Below are 17636 nucleotides of genomic sequence, written 5' to 3' on the forward strand. Positions count from 1 at the left end.
TGGAGGACGCGTTCACGGCGTTCTTGAGCTTGTCGTAGCTCGCCTTGTCCTTGGCGCTGAGCTTGTTGGCCCACGCCCCCGGTACCGGCTTGGGCTTGGGGGTCTTCTTCGCCGCCGACTTCGCGGCGGTACCGGCAGGCCGCTTCGACTTGCGCAGCCCCTTCAGAGCGGGCTGCAGAATGCCGGCGCCGGCTTTGGCCGCCTTGCCGCCCCCGCGCTTAACCATTCAGCACCGAGTTGATCGCCAGGTCCAACGCCTGGTCCAGCAGCAGGTCGGTGATCTTCTTGAAGATCGGGATCTCCAGCAGGGAGGCACCCAGCGTCGGCACGGCCGTGGCGATGGCCTGAGCGATCTCGACGGCGAGCATCGCCAGCTGCACCACCACGGCGATCTTCAACGCCACGACCACACCGGCGCACACGTAGAGGCCGGTCCCGATCAGCGTGGAGGCCGTCGCGCCGTCGTCGAGGTTCTGCTTCGGCGCCTCGCCGTCGGACCAGAACGCCCCGAACTTCTCCACCGCGGCACCGGAGTTGCCGCCGAGCACCTGCTGGGCGTGACCGTCCGCCTCGGCGGCGGCGGGTCCCAGCCGATCGGCGAAGGAGGACCACTGCCCGGCGAGGTCGAAGAGCTTGCCCTCGTCGCTCAGCGGCCAGTTGAAACCGAGCGTGTTGAGCAGCCCGGCCAGCTCGGGCGGCAACATGACCCCGCTCGTCATGACAGACCTCCCAGCACCTGCTGGAAGGAGTCCTGGTTCGCCGACTCGGCCTCGGCGTAGTGGTCGGCCATCTCCTGCAGCGTGTGACCGATCTCCTGCAGGCCGTCCGCGTTGTCCTGGAAGCTCTCGAAGGCCGCCTCGGAGGCGACCTGGTAGATCATCCCGAGGACCGAGCCGAGGTCGTCGTCGCCGAACGCGTCACCCAGAGCCGCGGCCTGCGACTGGAACCGGGCGACCGCACCCGCGAGCGACTGACCCGCCCCCTGCAGGTTCTTGGCGGCCCCGCCCACTTCCTCCGGATGAACAGTGAATCCCCCTGACACCGCGCAGCCCCCTCGCTACTGGTCCACGTTGCGCATGATCGCGGTCATGCTGTTCGTGTAGGTGTGTAAGTGCTCCATGCTCTGCCGCCGTACGGCACCGGCCCGCTCCGCCAGCTGCCGCAGCGCCTCCGGGTCATGCGGTTGCCGCGCCGTCTCCGCGCTGCGCCGCTCCCAGTCCGTCAGCGCGTCGTTGACCGCCTGCTGGACAGCCCGTCCGAACTCGCCCGGCGACATCTGCAACGCGGAGCTGCTCAGCGTCACCTGGCTCAGCTCGCCCCGGCACACGGCGACGACGACCTCGTTCGCCTCGTCCCGCCCCTCACCGGTGACCGGCGCCGAGGCATCGCTGTCGAGCGCGGCCCGCATGGACCGCACCACCTCCAGCGCCTCGTCGAACAGGAAGTCGACGTACTGAGGTGACGCGTCCCCGCGGACCTGGACCTTGCCGGCCAGTGCGGCCATCGACCGCTCCACCGCGTCCTGGATCCGCCGCAGCGCCTGTCCGCCCTCCTGAGCGGCCTCCGTCAGCCCGGTGCCGACGGCCGCGAGATCCGGCCCCGGATCACCAGCCTTCGGAGACAGTGCCAGCGACTGCCCCACCGCGGGATTGATCGCCTCCAGCAGCAGGTCCACGACCTCGCTGCGGGACTTCGCCGACACCGCCCGGCTGACGACGACCGAGACGACTCGCCGATCCCGCATCACCACGCGCACCGCGCCGTCACCGGAAGTCCCCGCCACCTCTCGGCCGCCGGAGTCGTCTGCCGGTGTCCACGCCCCGCCGGCCCGGACCTGGGCCAGGAGCGCCTGGCGCTCGGCGAGAACGCCCTCGTAGTCCTCGTCCGGTTCCACATTCCCCCTCGAGTCGAAAAAGACCCGCACCCCCGGAAGAAGAACGGGGTTGCCCACAAGGCGGAAACCGAGCCTAGAGGCCCGCGGAGATCCAGGTGGAAGGAACGAAAACATTCCACACCAAGGAAGAATCGCCCCCGGAGTGGACACAGGGGATCTTCACTGCATTCACCGCGCGCAGGACCGCCGCCACTCCATCTGACGGCGATCCCAGGCGCTGTTACTTGGTGCGACGCGCCGCACCGACGGCTTCTCGGGCCGGTGTCAGGGCTTCTCGAAGTGCTGGTAGTCGATCGGGGTGTCCCAGAAGCCGCCCCAGGTCCAGCCGCGCGTGGTGAACGCCTGCTCGGTGGCGTCGCCCGCGTGGATCATGCCGGGCACGTTCTGGGTGCGGTCGACGTAGGGCGCGCCGTTGGGCGGGTAGACCGTGCCGCTGCGGGAGATGTAGGGGTTCTGCACGGTGTTGATGTCGATGGCCCGCCCGTAGGAGTGGTTGGACCAGGCGGTGCCGCCGGTGATCGCCCGGCAGTTGAACGCCGAGGTGTTGTTCGCCGCCATCGACGCGTCGTCGTCGGAGTCGTACTTCTCGATAGTTTCCATCCGCTGGATGGGGAACCGGCCGAAGTACAGGTCGGCGAAGACGCGGGCGACCTCGACGGCGAGATCGGCGTTGACGACCAGCTCGCCGCGGTGCACCGCACCGTCGAAGCCGACGAAGTTCAGGCTGACCAGCCGCAACTGATCGGGCCCGACGGGGCAGCCTTCGCGCCAGCTGGAAGCGAGTCGCTTCGCGGTGACCGGCTTGATGACGGCGACGTAGGGCGGGAGGCCGCTGCCGGCCGGAGCGGCGAGTTCCACGGTCTGGGCGGCGGTGGCGGGCGCCGGCGTGGTGCTGACCAGGACCACGGACAGAGCGAACGTGATGATCGCGAAAACTCTGGTTCTCAATTTCACAGAACTTCCTCTCGATCTCTGCTACGACAGAGTGCGATTCGCCGTGGTTCGAGCAACTCGGGCATTCCTGCGGAATTCACCTACCGGGCCACGTAGGAGAAGCAGCCCATCGACCGCAATCGTCAGCGAACTGCTTCCGGCCGTTCACCCCCAGCCGCGTGAAGACGCCCTCGGGGATCGAGCCTGCCAGCGGTGCGCGAACAACGTCAACTTCGCTGACGACGTTTCGGCCCTCCCCGAAACGTCCGGTCGCGCGGAAACCGGGCCCTGGGCTGCGCCGCTTTCCCACCACGGGCAGACTGTGCCGACCACTCGCACGACCCGCCACCACGGAGCTGACCAACGCATGAGTGCTCGTTTCCAGGAACTCGACTGGCGCCAGACACCTCTGGGTGAGCTCACGCTGCGCCAGCGCCGCGATCCGAGCAGCGGCAGGGAGATCCACGAGATCAAGCTCAACGACGAGTTCCTGATGTCCAGCATGTTCACCGTCGCCGAGATCGAGCTCGCCCGCCTCGCGCTCGCCGAGCTGCCGCGGAAACCGCTGGACGTCGTCGTGGGCGGCCTCGGGCTCGGCTACACCGCACACACCGTGCTGGAGCACCCCGACGTCGGTTCGCTCCTGGTCGTGGACGCCCTCAACGAGGTCATCGAATGGCATCAGCAGGGACTCATCCCCGCCGGGAAGGCGCTGGCCGCCGACGACCGGTGCCGCCTTGTCCACGGCGACTTCTTCGCGATGCTCCGGTCCGGGCAGGGCTTCGACCCCACCACCCCGGGCAGGCGGTTCGACGCCATCATCGTCGACATCGACCACTCGCCGCGCCACCTGCTGCACCCCGGCAACGCCGACTTCTACCTGCCCGAGGGCCTGCGACGCCTCGCTGAGCTCCTGCAACCCGGCGGGGTGTTCGCACTGTGGTCGAACGACCCGCCCGACGACGAGTTCGCCGCCACCCTCTCCGCGGTCTTCACCGAAGTCCGCGCCGAGATCGTCAGCTTCCCGAACCCCTTGCAGGACAACGACTCCGCCAACACCGTCTACCTCGCGAAGCTTGACCCGAGCTGAGCACGCGGAGACGGGCCGGTCCCGGTTGGACTGTCTACAGTGGTCACGCGGGCCTGACCGCCTCCACGTGCTCTGACAGCCACGTGCGGAAGTTCTGCAGGCGAGGGTTGAGCGAGCGGACCAAGTCCAGGTCGCGCGCGCCGACGAAGTCGCGCTCTCCCTCGACGTAGAACTGGAACATGTTGCCCAGCTCGTCGCCCGCGGGCAGTCCGAGCGAGCGGAGCTGGTCGTGGGTGAGCGGCCGGTAGTCGACCGGTTCGCCCAGCGCGTCGGCGAACGCGGCGGCGTACTGCTCGCCGGTCAGGTGCTCCCCCGCGATGCTGACGGTCTTGCCCACGTACTCGTCGCCTGCGGCGAACACCCCGTAGGCGGTGCGGCCGATGTCCTGCGCCGCGATGCCGGACAGCCGGGCCTCGCCCATCGCCAGCGTGAGCACGAGTCGTCCGTCCTCGCCACGCCGCGGCCCGGAGCCCTGGGTGAAGCCCTCCCAGTAGAAGGTGGTCCGCAGGTAGGTCGTGGGAACGCCCGAGTCGCGGAAGAACGCGTCCGCCTCGGCCTTGGCGTCGAAGTGCGGGACCGTGTACCGGCCCTGCAGCACCGGGACCCGCTCGTCGGACACCGGGATGACCTCGCGGGTGTCCTCCAGCGTCGACCAGACGACGTGGGCGACACCGGCCGCCTTCGCGGCCCGCGCGGCCGTCGCGGCCTGCGCCAGTTCGACGTCGGCGGACATGGATTCCCAGAAGTTGGTCACCACGTAGACGCCGTGGGCGCCCTCGAACGCCTTCCGCAGCGAGTCCTCGTCCCCCAGGGTCGCCTCCACCACCTCGGCACCGAGTTCGGCCAACGCGCGGGCCTTCGCCGAGCCGGCGTCGCGGGTGATGGCCCGTGCGGTGAACGGGCCGTCGGGAGCGTCCAGGATCGCCCTGACCAGTCCCCCGCCCTGCGCACCCGTCGAGCCCAGCACCGCGATGATCTTCTTGTCTGCCATGTCTGCTCCTCCGGCGATGGTGCCGCATCTGCGCGGCAACTTACCTAGTTAAACAGGTAAGTTGCGGAGGAATTCCGAAGCGATGTGTGAGCTGGACCACCGGACCAGGGGTTTGCCCGCGCTGTCGGCTCGATGAACGGGGAGCATGAGCACGTGTCGCGAGAACGAGGTACGAGGAAGGTCCCGAGCGCGGCGGAGCGAGGACCCGTCAGCCACGCGTTGTTCCGGGTGGTCCGGCTCCACCGGATGCTGGCAGGTCAGCTCCTGCGCGACCTGGGCCTGCACCGCGGCCAGGAGCTGCTCCTCATGCACCTGTGGGACTCGGGCCCGGCGCGCCAGACGGAACTGACCGCGGTGCTGGACTCCGACTCGGCGACCATCACCAGGATGGTGCAGCGCCTGGAGAAGGCGGGTCTGGTCGAACGGACCCCCGATCCCCGCGACGGGAGGGCCACCCTGGTGTCCTCCACCTCCGCGGGCGACGCCGTGCGGGCGGAGATCGAGCGGATGTGGAACGACCTGGAGGCGTCGACGGTCGGCGACCTCCCCCCGGACGTCCTGACGCCGTTGCTGGACGCGCTCGCCAGGATCGAGACCAACCTGGCGGCCTCGGTGGCCAAGTCCTGAAGCGGGTGTCGGCCGACCCAGTCCTCTGAGGAGGTTCTTCGAGGCGATGTTCACCGGTGACCAGCACCGCCCACGCCGTCACACCGTCGCGAGACGGCCCTGCGCGACACCCGCGAAGAACGTGCGGCCGCCCATGGTCATGTCCGGGTGGAACTCCGCCATCAGCTGCTGGCGGATCGGCGAGTCGGCGAAGCGCGGCTCCAGTTGGAACTCCGCGGCCACGGACCACCACGTGACCGGGACGATGCCGGCCATGACCATCCGCTGGACCGCCACGTTGTGCGCCTCCAGGCTGGTGCTCGCGGAAGCGTCCACGACGACGTAGGTCTCGTAGCCCGCGCGCACGGCGCCGAGTGCGGTCTGCAGCACGCATCCGTCGGTGGCGATGCCGCCGATCAGCAGGCGGCTGCGGCCGGTGGCCTCGACGGCCGCGCGGAAGCCGGGATCGAGGAACGAGTTGAACGCGGTCGCGCGCTCGATGACCGGCTGGTCCTCACCGATGGCGGCGAGCACTTCTGGGTAGAGCGGGCCGGAGGGCTTCGAGGCCTCGCCGTTGGTCACGACGAGCCCGGCGCCGTAGAGCTTGGCGGTCTTGGCCAGGCCCGCCGCGGCGGAGAGGTGCTGGCGCAGATCGTGCGAGCGCAGCAAGTTGGCGAAGCCGACCGCGTAGTCGACCAGCACCACGGTGGAGTTGTCAGGCGAAAGGGGTGCGAGGTTCACGGGAGGTCCTTCCATCGGGGTCTTACTGACCGCTTGTTCAGTAAGCTACACCCGTTAATGACCGCGTGTACAGTAAGCGCATGACTTCCGCGTCACAGTCCGCACGGCGCACCCGTGACCCCGAGGCGAAACGGGCCGCGATCCTGGCCGCCGCCCGGGAGGAGTTCGCCGAGCACGGGTTCGCCGGTGCGACGATCCGCGCGATCGCCCGCCGCGCCGGTGTCACGCACGGGTTGGTGATGCTGCACTTCTCGTCCAAGGAACAGCTGTTCCTCGCCGCGGTCCCCGGAACGCGCGACCTGACCGGCACCGTCGAGGGCGGTCTGGACGGGCTGCCCGAACGCATCGCGACCGCGTTCGTGGAGCGCATGGAGTCGGCCGACGGCGCCGACCCGTTCATCGCCCTCGTGCGCAGCGCCGGCGACCAGGAAGCAGCCAGGACGCTGTTGCGCGCCATGGCGCGGGAAAGTCTGGACGCCTACCGCGGAGTTCTCACCGGACCGGACGTCGAGGTGCGCGTCGAGCTCGTCGGTGCACTGCTGATCGGCATCACCTTCAGCAGGTACGTGACCGGGGACGGCGAGCTCGCCGGCATGCCAGCCGACCGCCTGATCCCCTACCTGGCCGAGGCGCTCGCGGCCTTCCTCTTCTAGCTCGACCCCACTCGTTCGGCGAGAGCGAGCGCTTCTACTCGTGGATGTTCTTCGCCGTCGACTGAGGCATCACGATGCGGACGAGGCGCCTGATCCTGTCGAGGTCGACCTCCGCGTCCAGGCGGGCCTCCTCCGGCATCTCGTCCACGGAAGGGCCGATGCCGAACAGCAGACGCGGAAGCGCCGGGTGGACGACGAGGCCGATCAGGTCGTTCGCCGCCGCCTCGGCCTCGCCGGTCTCCAGTCCCGGCACTGTCACCAGATGTGACGTGAGATCGCCGAGCGCGGTCCCGAAGAGGACGTCGTAGAGGCCTGCCGCCAGCTCCGGCAGCCGGTCGGCCTCGGCGATGCCGAGCCGGAGCATCCTGGCGACCGAGGACCACCGCAGCAGAAGCGCCGCGGCCGGGATCAGCACGGTGACAGACTGCCCCGCGTCCCGTCGGAGTTGAGGTCCAGCAAGGAGTCGCTGACCCTGCCCCGCACACCTGTCGTGGTGTCCCGCAGGTACGTCCACGTGGTGTACGTGACGCCGTTCCTGGTGACCGCGTCACCCGAGGTGTAGCAGTGGTAGTCGACGTTGTGGGTGAGCTGGCCCTGGCCGTCGGACGTGCACCCGGTGTGCGGGCCGCGGCGGATGTTGACGTTGCTGCCGTCGAAGAGCCGGCCGGACCGCGAGTCGGAGTTGCCGTGCCCGTGGCCGGTGCACGCCATGATGCCGACACCGGACTGGTCGGTGTCCGCGGCGCCCGTGGTGACCGGCAGCGGTTTGTCGGCCGCCGCGCTCGCCGTGCCCACCAACGCGAGCGATGTCGAGGCCGCGAACAGCACGACCGCAACAGCTGAGTAGACCTTCACGTTCGTCCCCCCTCAGGGTCGGATTCGTCTTCGATGCCACAGCCTGGGGGATGGACCGTGCCAAAACCTTGCGCAAAACCTTGTGCCGCTCACGTCCGACCGGAACGCGCCGGTCCTTGGTCCTGGATCACCGCGGCGGCACGGCGCAGCTCGGCGAGGACCGTTTGAACGGCCTTTCGCGCCATGCGTTCCGGCCGGTGGAGCACATCGATGTGACGGCTGGCCCGCACACCGTCCAGCGGTCTGAGCACCACGCCGGGGTGTGGGCGGGTGGTCCACCGCGGCATCAGCGCGAGTCCACCGCCGGCGGCCACCACCTCTGCCGTCACCGTGATCTCGTTGATGCGGTGGACGATGTCGAGACGACGATTGGCGATGCTGCCGATGGCCTCGATGATGGCCATGAGCGGATAGCCCTCGTGGACGGTGATCCACGGCTCGTCGGCGACGTCCTCCGGCGAGAGTCGCGGCTTGCGGGCCAGCGGGTGCGCCTGGGGCAGGGCGACGTCGAGAGGTTCGTGCAGCAGGGTGGTGGCGATCACCGTTCGCGGCCACGGCGGAGCATGATCGAGACGATGCGCGAGCACCAGGTCGTGGTCACGGGTCAGAGCCGGAAAGCGGTGCTGGGTCACGTCTTCGTCGGCAAGAGCCACGCGCGGGTGGCCCTGGCCGGCGAGACCGCGCAGCAGGAGTGGCCAGAACACCGAGGCCGCGCTGTGGAAGGCGGCCACCGTCACTTCGCCGTCTGGTTGTTCCACGAAGTCGGTGACGGCGCGACGGGCCCATGCCAAAGCGCTTTCCACCTCGATGGCCGCCGCCGCCAGGGCCTGCCCGGCGTCCGTCAAGGACACGCGCCGGCCGGTGCGTTCGGTCAGCGGGACGGGGATCGAACGCTGGAGCAGTCGCAGCTGCTGGGAGATCGCGGACGGCGTCACGTGGAGCGCCTCCGCGACTGCGGTCACACTCCCCAGTTCTCCCAGCTCACGCAGGATCCGCAGCTGCCTTTCATCCACCACGACAGTGTAGGTCCGCTACATCTTCGTTTAAGAAGTTGGTCGTTTTCTTCAACGTCCTGGTGATGAAGCGTGAGCACATGTTCGCCACGCGCCGCGCCGATGTAGTCCTGCTCCTGGTCGCGCTCATCTGGGGCTCCAGCTACCTGTCGGCCAAGACGGCCACCGCCGCTCTGCCGGTCCTGGCGGTGCTGTTCGCCCGGTACGCCCTCTCCGCCCTCGCGTGCGGCGCGTTGGCCGGGCTTCGGCGACGGCCGCGACGCTGGACCCGTGACGAGGTCCGCAGCGGGTCCGTCCTGGGGATCACCCAGGCAGCCGTCCTGGCGGTGGAGACCTACGGCGTCGCGCACACCAGCGCCGCCAACGCCGGCCTGATCATCAGCCTGACCATCGTGCTCACTCCCCTGCTCGACCGTCGCGGGGGCCGCCTGCCCATGACGTTCTTCGTCGCGGCGGGTCTGTGCGTCCTGGCCGTCGGGCTGCTCACCTCGAGCACAGGACTGCACGCACCTCGTCTCGGGGATGCGCTGATGCTCGCAGCCGCTGTCATCCGAGCCGGTCACGTCGCGCTCGTCGGCCGGCTCACCGTGGGACGTCCCGTGGACCCGTTGCACCTCACGACCATCCAGACCGTCGTAGGCACCGCGCTGTTCCTGCCACTCGCGATCCCTCACCTGCCCGAACTGGCCCGCAGCAGCGCCACGACCTGGTACCAGCTGCTCTACCTCGCCCTGTTCTGCAGCGTGTTCGCTTTCCTGGCCCAGACGTGGGCCGTGCAGGGCACCTCCGCCAGCCGGGCCAGCCTCCTGCTGGGCACGGAGCCGATCTGGGCGGTCGCCATCGGGATCAGCCTCGGCGGTGAGCGGCTCACCGCGTGGACGACTCTCGGCGCTGCCTTGATGATCGCCGGCACTTACTGGGGTCAGGCCGTCGAACGTGCCCACCGCACCTCCACGCTGATGGAGGAGGAACTCCTGAGCGCTTCGGCTACGCGGCCGTAGCCGCCTTTCCGGACCAGGCGAGGAAGGTCGTCGCCAGGGCGGCCGTCGCGAGCCCGGATCCGGCGACGAGCACGGCGACCGGGTTCCACAGTCCGCTCAGTGCCTGCACGAGCACGGGGAAGGCGAACCCGGCGTAGGCGAGGCTGTAGAAGACGGCGATCGCGGTGGCGGCGTGCTGCGGCGGGGCCAGCGCTTCCACCAGCCGCAGCCCGCTCACCAGGAGGATGCCGTAGGCCGAGCCCAGTACGACCGCGGCGGTCACCAGCAGGACCAGGGAACCGGTGCCGGCGGTGAGCGCCGCGAGCAGCATGCCGGCGATCGCGGCCGTCATGCCCGTGCGGAACGGGGCTGCCGGGGAGCGCCGCGCGAGCCGGCCCGCCCACGGCTGCACCGCGATGCCGGTGCCCAGCGTGATCGCGGCGACGACGCCGCTTCCGACGGACCCGAAGTCGCCGAGGGACACCAGTGCGGGCAGCACCGTGAAGGACACGGTGGCGGCCCCGAAGATCCACGGCGCTGTGGGGACCACGGCGGCCAGGAATGCCCGGCTGGTCAGATAGGCACCTGGGCGGCCGCCTGACGTGCTTTGGCGGGTGGCCGATCCGCTGTGCCGCCGGCTTGTCTCCGAGGCTCCGAACACGAAAGGCAGAACCAGCGCCACGAGTGCGATGTGGACGAGGTAGGACGTGATCTGCGGCGTGGGAAGCCACTGGACGATGAACCCGGACAGGAGGGGCCCGGCGGCGAAACCGGCGGTCAGCGCCACCGCCGCACGGCGTGCTCCGCTGGACCGCGCCGACGTGGTGCCGGCCAGTTCCTTGATCCACGCCGTCCCCGGCCCGAACGCCGCGCCGGCGCTGGTGCCGATGAGGATCCGTCCGATGAGGACCGTCGCGAACGCCCCGTGCGAGAACGCCAGCACGGCCGACCCGAGCGCGGAGAGCAGCAGCGCGGCGAGGAGCGCTCGGCGGCGACCGATCCGGTCCGACACCCGCGCCGCGATCAGCAGGGCCGGGACGAGGCCGAGGGCGTAGGCCCCGAACAGGCCGTTCGCCCTGGTCCCGCTCAGCTGGGTGTAGGCGTGCAGCAAGGAGGCGAACATGTTCGCTCCCCACCCGACGGCGAAGACCGCGGCGGCGGGCCGGACCCACGCGAGGCGCGCGGTCTCCGGCGGAACGCGTGTCCCGGCCGGCACCGCGGCGGCGGGTGGGAGTGACGGAGCGCCGGTGTCGGGTGTGCGGGTGTCGACGAGCATCGGTTCTCAGTCCCTGCGCAGCTGTCGGACGGCGTCGGTGATCGGGGTGGGCGCCGTACCCGACCACGGGGTGACCGGGTGGCCCTGGCGGGCCCGCCGGGCCGGAGCCGTGCAGGCCTCCAGCCCGGCGGGGTCGTCGAGATGCTCGCGCGGCATCACGACGCAGGCGCTCACGCGCCGGCCTTGTCCGTCTCGGCGATCTTGGTGAGGAGCTCGACGAGTGCGTCGGCGGCCGGACCGGAGGAGGCGGGGTTCTGCCCCGTGATCAGCAGGCCGTCCCGCAGGACGTACGGCGCCCAGTCGTCGCCCTTGGAGTAGTCGCCGCCCAGCCGCACGAGCTCGTCCTCGACCAGGAAGGGGACCACCTCGGTGAGCTGGACTCCCTCTTCCTCGCTGTTGGTGAACCCGGTGACCTTCTTCCCCCGCACCAGCGGCGTGCCGTCCGCGTTCACCGCGTGCCGCAGGACGCCGGGAGCGTGGCAGACCAGAGCCAGCGGCTTGCCGGCGCGCAGGGTGGTCTCGATCAGCCGGATGGAGGTGGCGTCCTCGGCCAGGTCCCACAGGGGACCGTGACCGCCGGGGTAGAAGACGGTGTCGAAGTCGTCGACGGAGACGGAGTCGAGGCGGACGGTGTGGGCGAGAGCGTCCATGGCCTCGGCGTCCGCCTCGAAGCGGCGGGTCTCGTCGGTCTGGTTGGCCGGCTCGTTGCTCTTGGGGTCCAGCGGCGGCTGGCCGCCCTTGGGCGAGGCGAGCACGATCTCGATGCCGGCGTCGCGGAAGCGGTAGTAGGGGGCGGCCAGCTCCTCCAGCCAGAAGCCGGTCTTCCTGCCGGTGTCGCCGAGCTCGTCGTGCGAGGTGAGGACGAGGAGAACCTTCATGATTACTGCTCCTTCGGATGCGCTGGTCTAGTAGACCAGTCGTCTCTAGACGGTTGTCGAAAAATTCGTGGCCGTGACGGGAGGTGCTACAGGTCCAGGAGCCGGCGAGTGACCGTCGTGACCGTGTCCAGAGGACTGATGTCGCGGTGGATCTTGGCCATGACACTTGCGCCGAGCCACATGTCGTACAGGGCCTGCGCGGTGATGCGGGGTTCGTCGTCGACCATGAGCGAGCCGTCCTCCAGGCCGGCGGCGATCACCCGCTCCAGGCGGTCGACGATGGCGGTGGTGCCCTCCTTCAGCGCGAGCCGCATCGACTCCGACAGGTCGGCGACCTCCGCGCCGAGCTTGACGGCCAGGCACTTGCCCTGGCACTCGTCGACGCTCTGCGTCTCCCGCCAGCCCTGCCAGTAGTTCATCAGCCGCTGCGCCGAGGTCAGGCCCGGCGCGCCCAGGACGCGGTCCATGTCCGCGAGGTAGTCGATGAAGTACGACTTCATCATCGCCTCGCCGAAGGCGTCCTTGGAGTTGAAGTAGTGGTAGAAGGACCCCTTGGGCACTCCGGCCTCGGAGAGGACCTCGTTGATGCCCACCGCGGCGAAACCCTTGTGCGACATGATCCGCTGAGCCGCGTCGAGAATGCTGCGACGGGTGTCGGTCTGGATGCCTGGCATGGTTCCATCCTATCCGCGACTAGACCGGTCGTCTAGCCACGGTCAGCGGCTGAGGAAGTCGAGCAGGACCTCGTTGACCTCGGCGGTGTGGGTGGTGAGGAGTCCGTGGGGGGCGCCGTCGATCTCGACGTACCGCGCGGTCGGCAACGCCTTGGCGAAGCGACGGCCGGTGGCGTCGATGGGCAGGGTGCGGTCGGCGGTCCCGTGGACGATCAGCGTCGGCACGTCGACGCGGGGGATGTCGGCGCGGAAGTCGGTCGGCCAGGTCAGGGGCGCGGCCGCCGAAGCGATCGCACCGGCGCTCGCCGCCACGTTCCAGGCGTTGCGCACCGCTTCCTCGCTCACTCGGGTGCCGAGGTTCTCGTCGAGGTTGAAGAAGTCGTTGTAGAAGCTGGTGAAGAAGGCGTAGCGGTCCTTCTTGACGGCGTCGGAGACGCCCTGGAAGAAGGAGGCGGGAGCGGCGCCGTCGGGGTTGTCGTCGGTGACGAGCAGGAAGGGCTCCAGCGAGGCCAGGAAGACGGCCTTGGCCACGCGGGCGGAACCGTAGGTGGAGAGGTAGCGGGCGACCTCACCGGTGCCCATGGAGAAGCCGACCAGGACCGCGTCGTGCAGGTCGAGGGTCTCGACGAGGGTGTTCAGGTCGGCGGCGAAGGTGTCGTAGTCGTACCCGGTGGCCGGCTGGCTGGACTTGCCGAAGCCGCGCCGGTCGTAGGTGATGACCCGGTTGCCGGCCGCCAGCAGGGCCGGGACCTGACCTTCCCAGGAGTTGCCGTCCAGTGGATAGCCGTGGATCAGGACGACCGGCCGGCCCTCCCCCTTGTCCTCGTAGTGCAGTTCGACGTCGGTGCTGTTCTCCGTGCCGACCTTGATGCGTCCCACGATGCCCGTCCTTCGAGTAGGTGATCCCGGCCTGTGCCGCGTTCCGATGACCAGGACTATACGACCGGTCTACTAGGGTGTCAACAGCCGCATCGCCGGCTCCGCAGCCATACACGTCAACGTCGAGCGACAGCGACGACGTCGAAGAAGTCGGGCTCGAACGCCGCCGCCCCGGTCCAGTACGGGTTCTCGTCCCGGAAACCGGCTGGTGCAGAAGGGTTTCGAAGGAGTCGAACGAGCTCCAGACGCCGAGGTTGAGCACGCGCGCCCCGTCGAGGCCGCAGTGGAGGTCGATGGCCGACAACCCCGGTGTGGCAAAGGAGCTCGGGGCGTGCCGCCGAGCGAGATCGAGCATCTTCTCCTGGCCGTCCGCGTCCACGGTGAACATGCCGAAATGGACGAGCGGCGTGCCGGGAAGCTCAACGTTCACAGGGATGTCCGCGCTGTCCCTTCGCTGCGTGAACGCCACGCGGTAGGTCCTGCTCTCCAGGACCTCACAGGGATGGAGGACATCCCGGAGCGACCAGAAATCAGGCACCGACCGCGGTGGAGTGCTGTCGGGAGCAGTGCCCTCCGGCTTCGCCCACTGGGCATGACAGGCGACAGATCAGTTCCGCGGGATGGACGACGAGCAGCGGCGAGCCTGGGTCAACCTGGTGAAGGTCCTGCTGACACTGCCGGGAACGTTGGAGAGTCAGCTGCTGGAGGACGCCGATCTCACGCTGCTGGGATACATGATCCTGGCCCGGCTCTCGGCCGTGCCCGGCTCGGCGTTGCGGATGAGCGAGCTCGCCGAGATGACCAACGGGTCCTTGCCACGACTCTCGCACGCGGTGGCACGGATGGAAGACCGCGGCTGGGTCACTCGCACGGTGCGCTCCGGCACCGGACGGCGCTACACACTGGCGACGTCGACCGATGCAGGCCGCGAGCATCTCGAAGCCTCGGCCGCGAGCCACGTCGCCACGGTGCGCCGGCTCGTCGTCGAGCCGTTGGGTGAGGACTTCGTGTCGTTCGGCGACATGGCCGCACGGGTCGTCGAGATCCTCGGACTGCCGACCACGGCACTCAAGTAGCTGCGAGCCACACGCCGGTGATCAACCGGCTTCCGGCAACGCCTTTCGAGCACGTCACTGTCGGAGATGCCCACCTCGGCGGCCATGCGCACCACGGTGACGCTGTCGTGCGATGGACGATGCGGCGCACCGACGTCGAGCAGACCGAACAGCGGCTCCACCTCACCGCCGTCGTACGCGCGGCGCTCACGACCCGCGCCGCTTCCGTTGCCGCTCAGGAACTCCAGGGCACGACAACTCCGCCGGCGGACCAGGAGAATCCTGTTCGGACAGAGCTGTCGGCACGCCATTCGAAGGCCCCGTCGCTCAGGGCGCCGGCGGCACTTCCTCCTGCTCATCGTCAGGCAACGACGAGTCGTCCTCGCCGAGGCCCTCCTTCCTGTTCGGTGGCGGGCTTCGCCTCGTCCGAGGCGTCATCACCGTTTGAGCGCGTCATGGTGACGTCGTACCCGTGGCGCCGTCCAGGAAACGCGCTGTTCGAGCCGGCTCGGACGCAGCAGGTCAATCGGTCAGCCGATCGAGTGGGAAGGTCCGGTCCAGCACGTCCCTGGCCACGTCCAGCACCGACCTGCCGGCGGCGAAGGCGTGCGCCCGCAACCGCAGGAAAGCGTCCTCCAGACTGATCTGCAGCAGGACGGCCAGCATCCCGGTCGCCATGCTCACGTCCTGGTACGACGTCTCCAGCCAGATCCGTTCCTCTTGCCCCATCCGCTGGTTCTGCAGGAGCAGCTTGTGGGCGACCAGATCGGCGAGCAACGTCGCCTCGGAGACGAACTCGGCGGGCAGCACACCGGGTCGGCGGCGGTACAGCCCGAGGGTGCCCAGCAGGATCGCGCCCACCTGCAACGGGAACAGGAACGCGGCCGCGAGTCCTTCACCCCGGGCGGCCCCGGCGAACACCGGCCACCGCACCTCGTCGACGCTCAGGTCCGGAACCAGCACCGGTGCGCGTGCCGCGACGACAGCGAAACCCGGCCCCTCGCCGAGCGTGTACTGCGCTTCCTCGATGCCCGCGGCCCACGGATCGCTGGCACCGACCAGTTCCTGCGCGCGGGAGTCGATGTAGAAGACCAAGGCCGCGCCGTCGACGTCGGGCAACGCACGCACGCACACGGCGCTGAGGGCCTGCCCCAGTTCCGCACGCCCTGACGCTGTCCTGCACTTGAGCACCTGCTCGATGAACCCGTCTCGGCGTTGCTCGTCCAACAACTTCCCTCTGACCGCTGATCACGCGTGGAGCTCCAGCCTACGAAGCCCTCCTGCTTCGCGCACTTCGCCTTCCTGTCGGGATCGACAGCTTCCGCGGCGCCATGTGCTGGGAAGGTGATCGGTACCGCCGCCGCCTCTCGTGCAGGAAGGATCCGATGAACCGAAAGCGATTACGGCTTGCCTTGCTGTGTGCGGCCGCCATGCTCGTGGCGTCCGGACCGGCAGTGGCGGCCCCGGACGACCGCGCGCATCTCTACGAGGTGCACGCGCCGTCCGGCACGGAGCAGGACCTGTTCAGCGGCGGCTTCGACGTGATGGAGCACCGCCAAGGCGACAGCCTCTTCGTGCTGGGCGACTCGGCCACGGGCGCCGCGCTCGAACGGGCCGGGTTCCCCGCCACCGACGACCAGGTGCTACCCGAACCACCCGGCCGGTTCGCGGCCACCGCCGACACCTTCTACGGCGGGTACCGCAGCGTCGAGGCCCACCACCGGCACCTGGACCAGGTCGCCGGTGAGCACCCCGGCCTCGCCACCGTCGTCGACTACGGCGACTCCTGGCTCAAGACCCAGAACCGGGGCGGGCACGACCTGCGGGCCATCTGCATCACCCGCAGGAACCCCGGCGACTGCGCCCTGTCCCCCGACTCCCCCAAACCCCGCTTCTTCGTCCTGGGCCAGCTGCACTCCCGCGAGCTGACCACCGGCGAGATCGCCTGGCGGTGGATCGACCACCTCGTCGGCGGCGACCCGCAGATCACGGCCCTGCTGGACACCACCGAGTTCTGGATCGTGCCCATCGCCAACCCCGACGGCGTCGACAACGTCCAGCGCGGCGGCGACGCCCCGATCTCGCACCGCAAGAACGGCAACGACACCAACCTCCAAGGCACCACCTGCGGTACGCAGTCCCAATCCCACCACGGCGTGGACCTCAACCGCAACACCACCTCGAACTGGGGCCTGCAGAACGCCTCCGACCGGCAATGCGACCAGACCTACCGGGGCACCGCACCCGACTCGGAACCGGAAACCCAAGCGCTGCAAAGACTGTGGCGTTCCCTGTACCGCGACCACCGCACGGCCGACCCCGCCCAGCCCGCGCCCACCGACACCACGGGGATCGTGTTGTCGCTGCACAGCTACGGCAACTACGTGCTGTTCCCCTGGAGCGGCGGAGCGCCCGACCGGCGTTCCGGCAACGACGCCCCGTTGCGGGACCTCGCCCAGGACCTCGCCGCGATGGCGGGCCCAGGCTGGCAGTACGGGCAATCCGGCCAGGTGCTCTACTCCGCGTCGGGCACCACGGACGACTGGGTGTACGACGAGCTCGGCGTGGCCTCGTTCGTGTGGGAGCTGGGCTCGTCACCGGACCAGACGTGCGGCGGTTTCTTCCCCGCCCACTCCTGCCAGGACAGCTTCTTCTGGCCGAAGGCGCTCCCGATGCTGCTGCACACGGCACGCCACACCGCCGCCCCCTACACGCCGGTGCCCGAACCGACGACCGAGTGCGCGAAGACCGATGACACCGACGTCCCGATCATCACCCGCACCCCACCGGTCACCGTGCAGATGACAATCAGCGGCTGCCAGGGCAACCCCCGCTCCGCCGCACGTCTGGAGGTGCACTTCAAGAACCTCCGCGGTTCGGTCATCTCCTTGGACCTGATCGCCCCGGACGGCACCGCGTACAAGCTGCAACACCAACTCCAGAGCGAACTGCCCGACCCCGGTGGCTCGTTCACCGTCGACCTGTCCCGTGAATCTCGCAACGGCACATGGCAACTCCGCATCCACGACGTCATCTGGGTCGGCACCGGCGACCTCGACTGGTGGCGCCTGACCCTGTGAGTCCTGGTGGGTCGCCGCCGGCACGGACGCCGGCGGCG

General features: G+C 69.3%; 22 protein-coding genes. 6 read left to right on the forward strand and 16 right to left on the reverse strand.

The genetic code is table 11. From position 1 onward, the window contains the following. The 5 genes from VM306_RS27000 to VM306_RS27020 all read right to left on the reverse strand — a co-directional run. A partial coding sequence (locus tag VM306_RS27000) for a hypothetical protein (RefSeq protein ID WP_325520011.1) occupies positions 1 to 226 on the reverse strand: 226 nt, incomplete at its 3' end. After that, positions 219 to 719, reverse strand: a complete 501-nt coding sequence (locus tag VM306_RS27005; RefSeq protein ID WP_325520012.1) for a hypothetical protein — start codon at positions 717 to 719, stop codon at positions 219 to 221. The genes VM306_RS27000 and VM306_RS27005, both read right to left, overlap by 8 nt. Beyond that, positions 716 to 1009 (reverse strand): hypothetical protein, encoded by a 294-nt coding sequence (locus VM306_RS27010; protein ID WP_325520014.1) that lies wholly within the window; start codon positions 1007 to 1009, stop codon positions 716 to 718. The genes VM306_RS27005 and VM306_RS27010 overlap by 4 nt, the downstream gene beginning before the upstream one ends. 48 nt (positions 1010 to 1057) lie before the next feature. Next, positions 1058 to 1894: a hypothetical protein gene (locus tag VM306_RS27015; RefSeq protein ID WP_325520016.1), complete on the reverse strand. Its 837-nt coding sequence runs from the start codon at positions 1892 to 1894 to the stop codon at positions 1058 to 1060. Between the two features lie 264 nt (positions 1895 to 2158). Further along, a complete protein-coding gene (locus tag VM306_RS27020; RefSeq protein WP_325520018.1) occupies positions 2159 to 2848 on the reverse strand; it encodes a M15 family metallopeptidase in 690 nt (229 codons plus the stop codon). 346 nt (positions 2849 to 3194) lie between these two features. On the opposite strand from VM306_RS27020, the gene VM306_RS27025 reads away from it, so the two are divergent. Continuing rightward, positions 3195 to 3917, forward strand: a complete 723-nt coding sequence (locus VM306_RS27025; protein WP_325520020.1) for a spermidine synthase — start codon at positions 3195 to 3197, stop codon at positions 3915 to 3917. A 43-nt stretch (positions 3918 to 3960) separates the two neighbouring features. Here the strand turns inward: VM306_RS27025 and VM306_RS27030 are convergent, their stop codons facing one another. Further along, positions 3961 to 4908 (reverse strand): NmrA/HSCARG family protein, encoded by a 948-nt coding sequence (locus tag VM306_RS27030; RefSeq protein ID WP_325520022.1) that lies wholly within the window; start codon positions 4906 to 4908, stop codon positions 3961 to 3963. Positions 4909 to 5061: 153 nt separating this feature from the next. Between VM306_RS27030 and VM306_RS27035 the strand changes: the two genes are divergently transcribed. Beyond that, positions 5062 to 5535, forward strand: a complete 474-nt coding sequence (locus VM306_RS27035; protein WP_325520024.1) for a MarR family winged helix-turn-helix transcriptional regulator — start codon at positions 5062 to 5064, stop codon at positions 5533 to 5535. Between the two features lie 78 nt (positions 5536 to 5613). On the opposite strand, the gene VM306_RS27040 is transcribed toward VM306_RS27035, so the two are convergent. Next, a complete protein-coding gene (locus VM306_RS27040; protein WP_325520026.1) occupies positions 5614 to 6255 on the reverse strand; it encodes an isochorismatase family protein in 642 nt (213 codons plus the stop codon). 80 nt (positions 6256 to 6335) lie between these two features. On the opposite strand from VM306_RS27040, the gene VM306_RS27045 reads away from it, so the two are divergent. Beyond that, positions 6336 to 6908: a TetR family transcriptional regulator gene (locus VM306_RS27045; RefSeq protein ID WP_325520028.1), complete on the forward strand. Its 573-nt coding sequence runs from the start codon at positions 6336 to 6338 to the stop codon at positions 6906 to 6908. Positions 6909 to 6942: 34 nt separating this feature from the next. On the opposite strand, the gene VM306_RS27050 is transcribed toward VM306_RS27045, so the two are convergent. The 3 genes from VM306_RS27050 to VM306_RS27060 all read right to left on the reverse strand — a co-directional run bounded on the left by VM306_RS27050 (position 6943) and on the right by VM306_RS27060 (position 8776). After that, complete coding sequence (locus VM306_RS27050; protein ID WP_325520030.1) at positions 6943 to 7323, reverse strand: TetR/AcrR family transcriptional regulator C-terminal domain-containing protein; 381 nt, start codon at positions 7321 to 7323, stop codon at positions 6943 to 6945. Then, positions 7317 to 7763 carry a hypothetical protein gene (locus VM306_RS27055; RefSeq protein WP_325520032.1) on the reverse strand — a complete coding sequence of 149 codons (447 nt, stop codon included), beginning with the start codon at positions 7761 to 7763 and terminating at the stop codon, positions 7317 to 7319. Before VM306_RS27055 ends, VM306_RS27050 begins: the two co-directional genes overlap by 7 nt. 89 nt (positions 7764 to 7852) lie before the next feature. Further along, on the reverse strand, positions 7853 to 8776 hold the full coding sequence (locus VM306_RS27060; RefSeq protein WP_325520034.1) for a LysR family transcriptional regulator: 924 nt from the start codon (positions 8774 to 8776) through the stop codon (positions 7853 to 7855). Between the two features lie 65 nt (positions 8777 to 8841). Here VM306_RS27060 and VM306_RS27065 point away from each other — a divergent pair, with 65 nt between their 5' ends. Beyond that, the gene (locus VM306_RS27065; protein ID WP_325520036.1) at positions 8842 to 9777 is read left to right on the forward strand and encodes a DMT family transporter; all 936 of its coding nucleotides are present in this window, start codon (positions 8842 to 8844) and stop codon (positions 9775 to 9777) included. On the opposite strand, the gene VM306_RS27070 is transcribed toward VM306_RS27065, so the two are convergent. From VM306_RS27070 to VM306_RS27090, 5 genes are all read right to left on the reverse strand, one after another. Continuing rightward, positions 9764 to 11032: an MFS transporter gene (locus VM306_RS27070; RefSeq protein ID WP_325520038.1), complete on the reverse strand. Its 1269-nt coding sequence runs from the start codon at positions 11030 to 11032 to the stop codon at positions 9764 to 9766. The genes VM306_RS27065 and VM306_RS27070 overlap by 14 nt on opposite strands. Before the next feature lie 6 nt (positions 11033 to 11038). Further along, positions 11039 to 11206: a hypothetical protein gene (locus VM306_RS27075; RefSeq protein ID WP_325520040.1), complete on the reverse strand. Its 168-nt coding sequence runs from the start codon at positions 11204 to 11206 to the stop codon at positions 11039 to 11041. Then, entirely contained in the window at positions 11203 to 11910 is a 708-nt protein-coding gene (locus VM306_RS27080) for a type 1 glutamine amidotransferase domain-containing protein (protein WP_325520041.1), read from the reverse strand. The genes VM306_RS27075 and VM306_RS27080 overlap by 4 nt, the downstream gene beginning before the upstream one ends. Positions 11911 to 11996: 86 nt before the next feature. Then, a complete protein-coding gene (locus tag VM306_RS27085; RefSeq protein WP_325520043.1) occupies positions 11997 to 12584 on the reverse strand; it encodes a TetR/AcrR family transcriptional regulator in 588 nt (195 codons plus the stop codon). Between the two features lie 42 nt (positions 12585 to 12626). Then, positions 12627 to 13463 carry an alpha/beta hydrolase gene (locus VM306_RS27090; RefSeq protein WP_325520045.1) on the reverse strand — a complete coding sequence of 279 codons (837 nt, stop codon included), beginning with the start codon at positions 13461 to 13463 and terminating at the stop codon, positions 12627 to 12629. A gap of 620 nt (positions 13464 to 14083) precedes the next feature. Here VM306_RS27090 and VM306_RS27095 point away from each other — a divergent pair. Beyond that, a complete protein-coding gene (locus tag VM306_RS27095; protein WP_325520047.1) occupies positions 14084 to 14539 on the forward strand; it encodes a MarR family winged helix-turn-helix transcriptional regulator in 456 nt (151 codons plus the stop codon). A 501-nt stretch (positions 14540 to 15040) separates the two neighbouring features. Here VM306_RS27095 and VM306_RS27100 read toward each other — a convergent pair. Next, positions 15041 to 15745: a GAF and ANTAR domain-containing protein gene (locus tag VM306_RS27100; RefSeq protein WP_325520049.1), complete on the reverse strand. Its 705-nt coding sequence runs from the start codon at positions 15743 to 15745 to the stop codon at positions 15041 to 15043. Between the two features lie 158 nt (positions 15746 to 15903). Here VM306_RS27100 and VM306_RS27105 point away from each other — a divergent pair, with 158 nt between their 5' ends. Further along, on the forward strand, positions 15904 to 17598 hold the full coding sequence (locus VM306_RS27105; protein WP_325520051.1) for a M14 family zinc carboxypeptidase: 1695 nt from the start codon (positions 15904 to 15906) through the stop codon (positions 17596 to 17598). The last annotated feature ends 38 nt before the right edge of the window (positions 17599 to 17636 follow it).

Origin of the sequence: Lentzea sp. (assembly GCF_035525475.1) — a bacterium.
Lineage (GTDB): Bacteria > Actinomycetota > Actinomycetes > Mycobacteriales > Pseudonocardiaceae > Lentzea.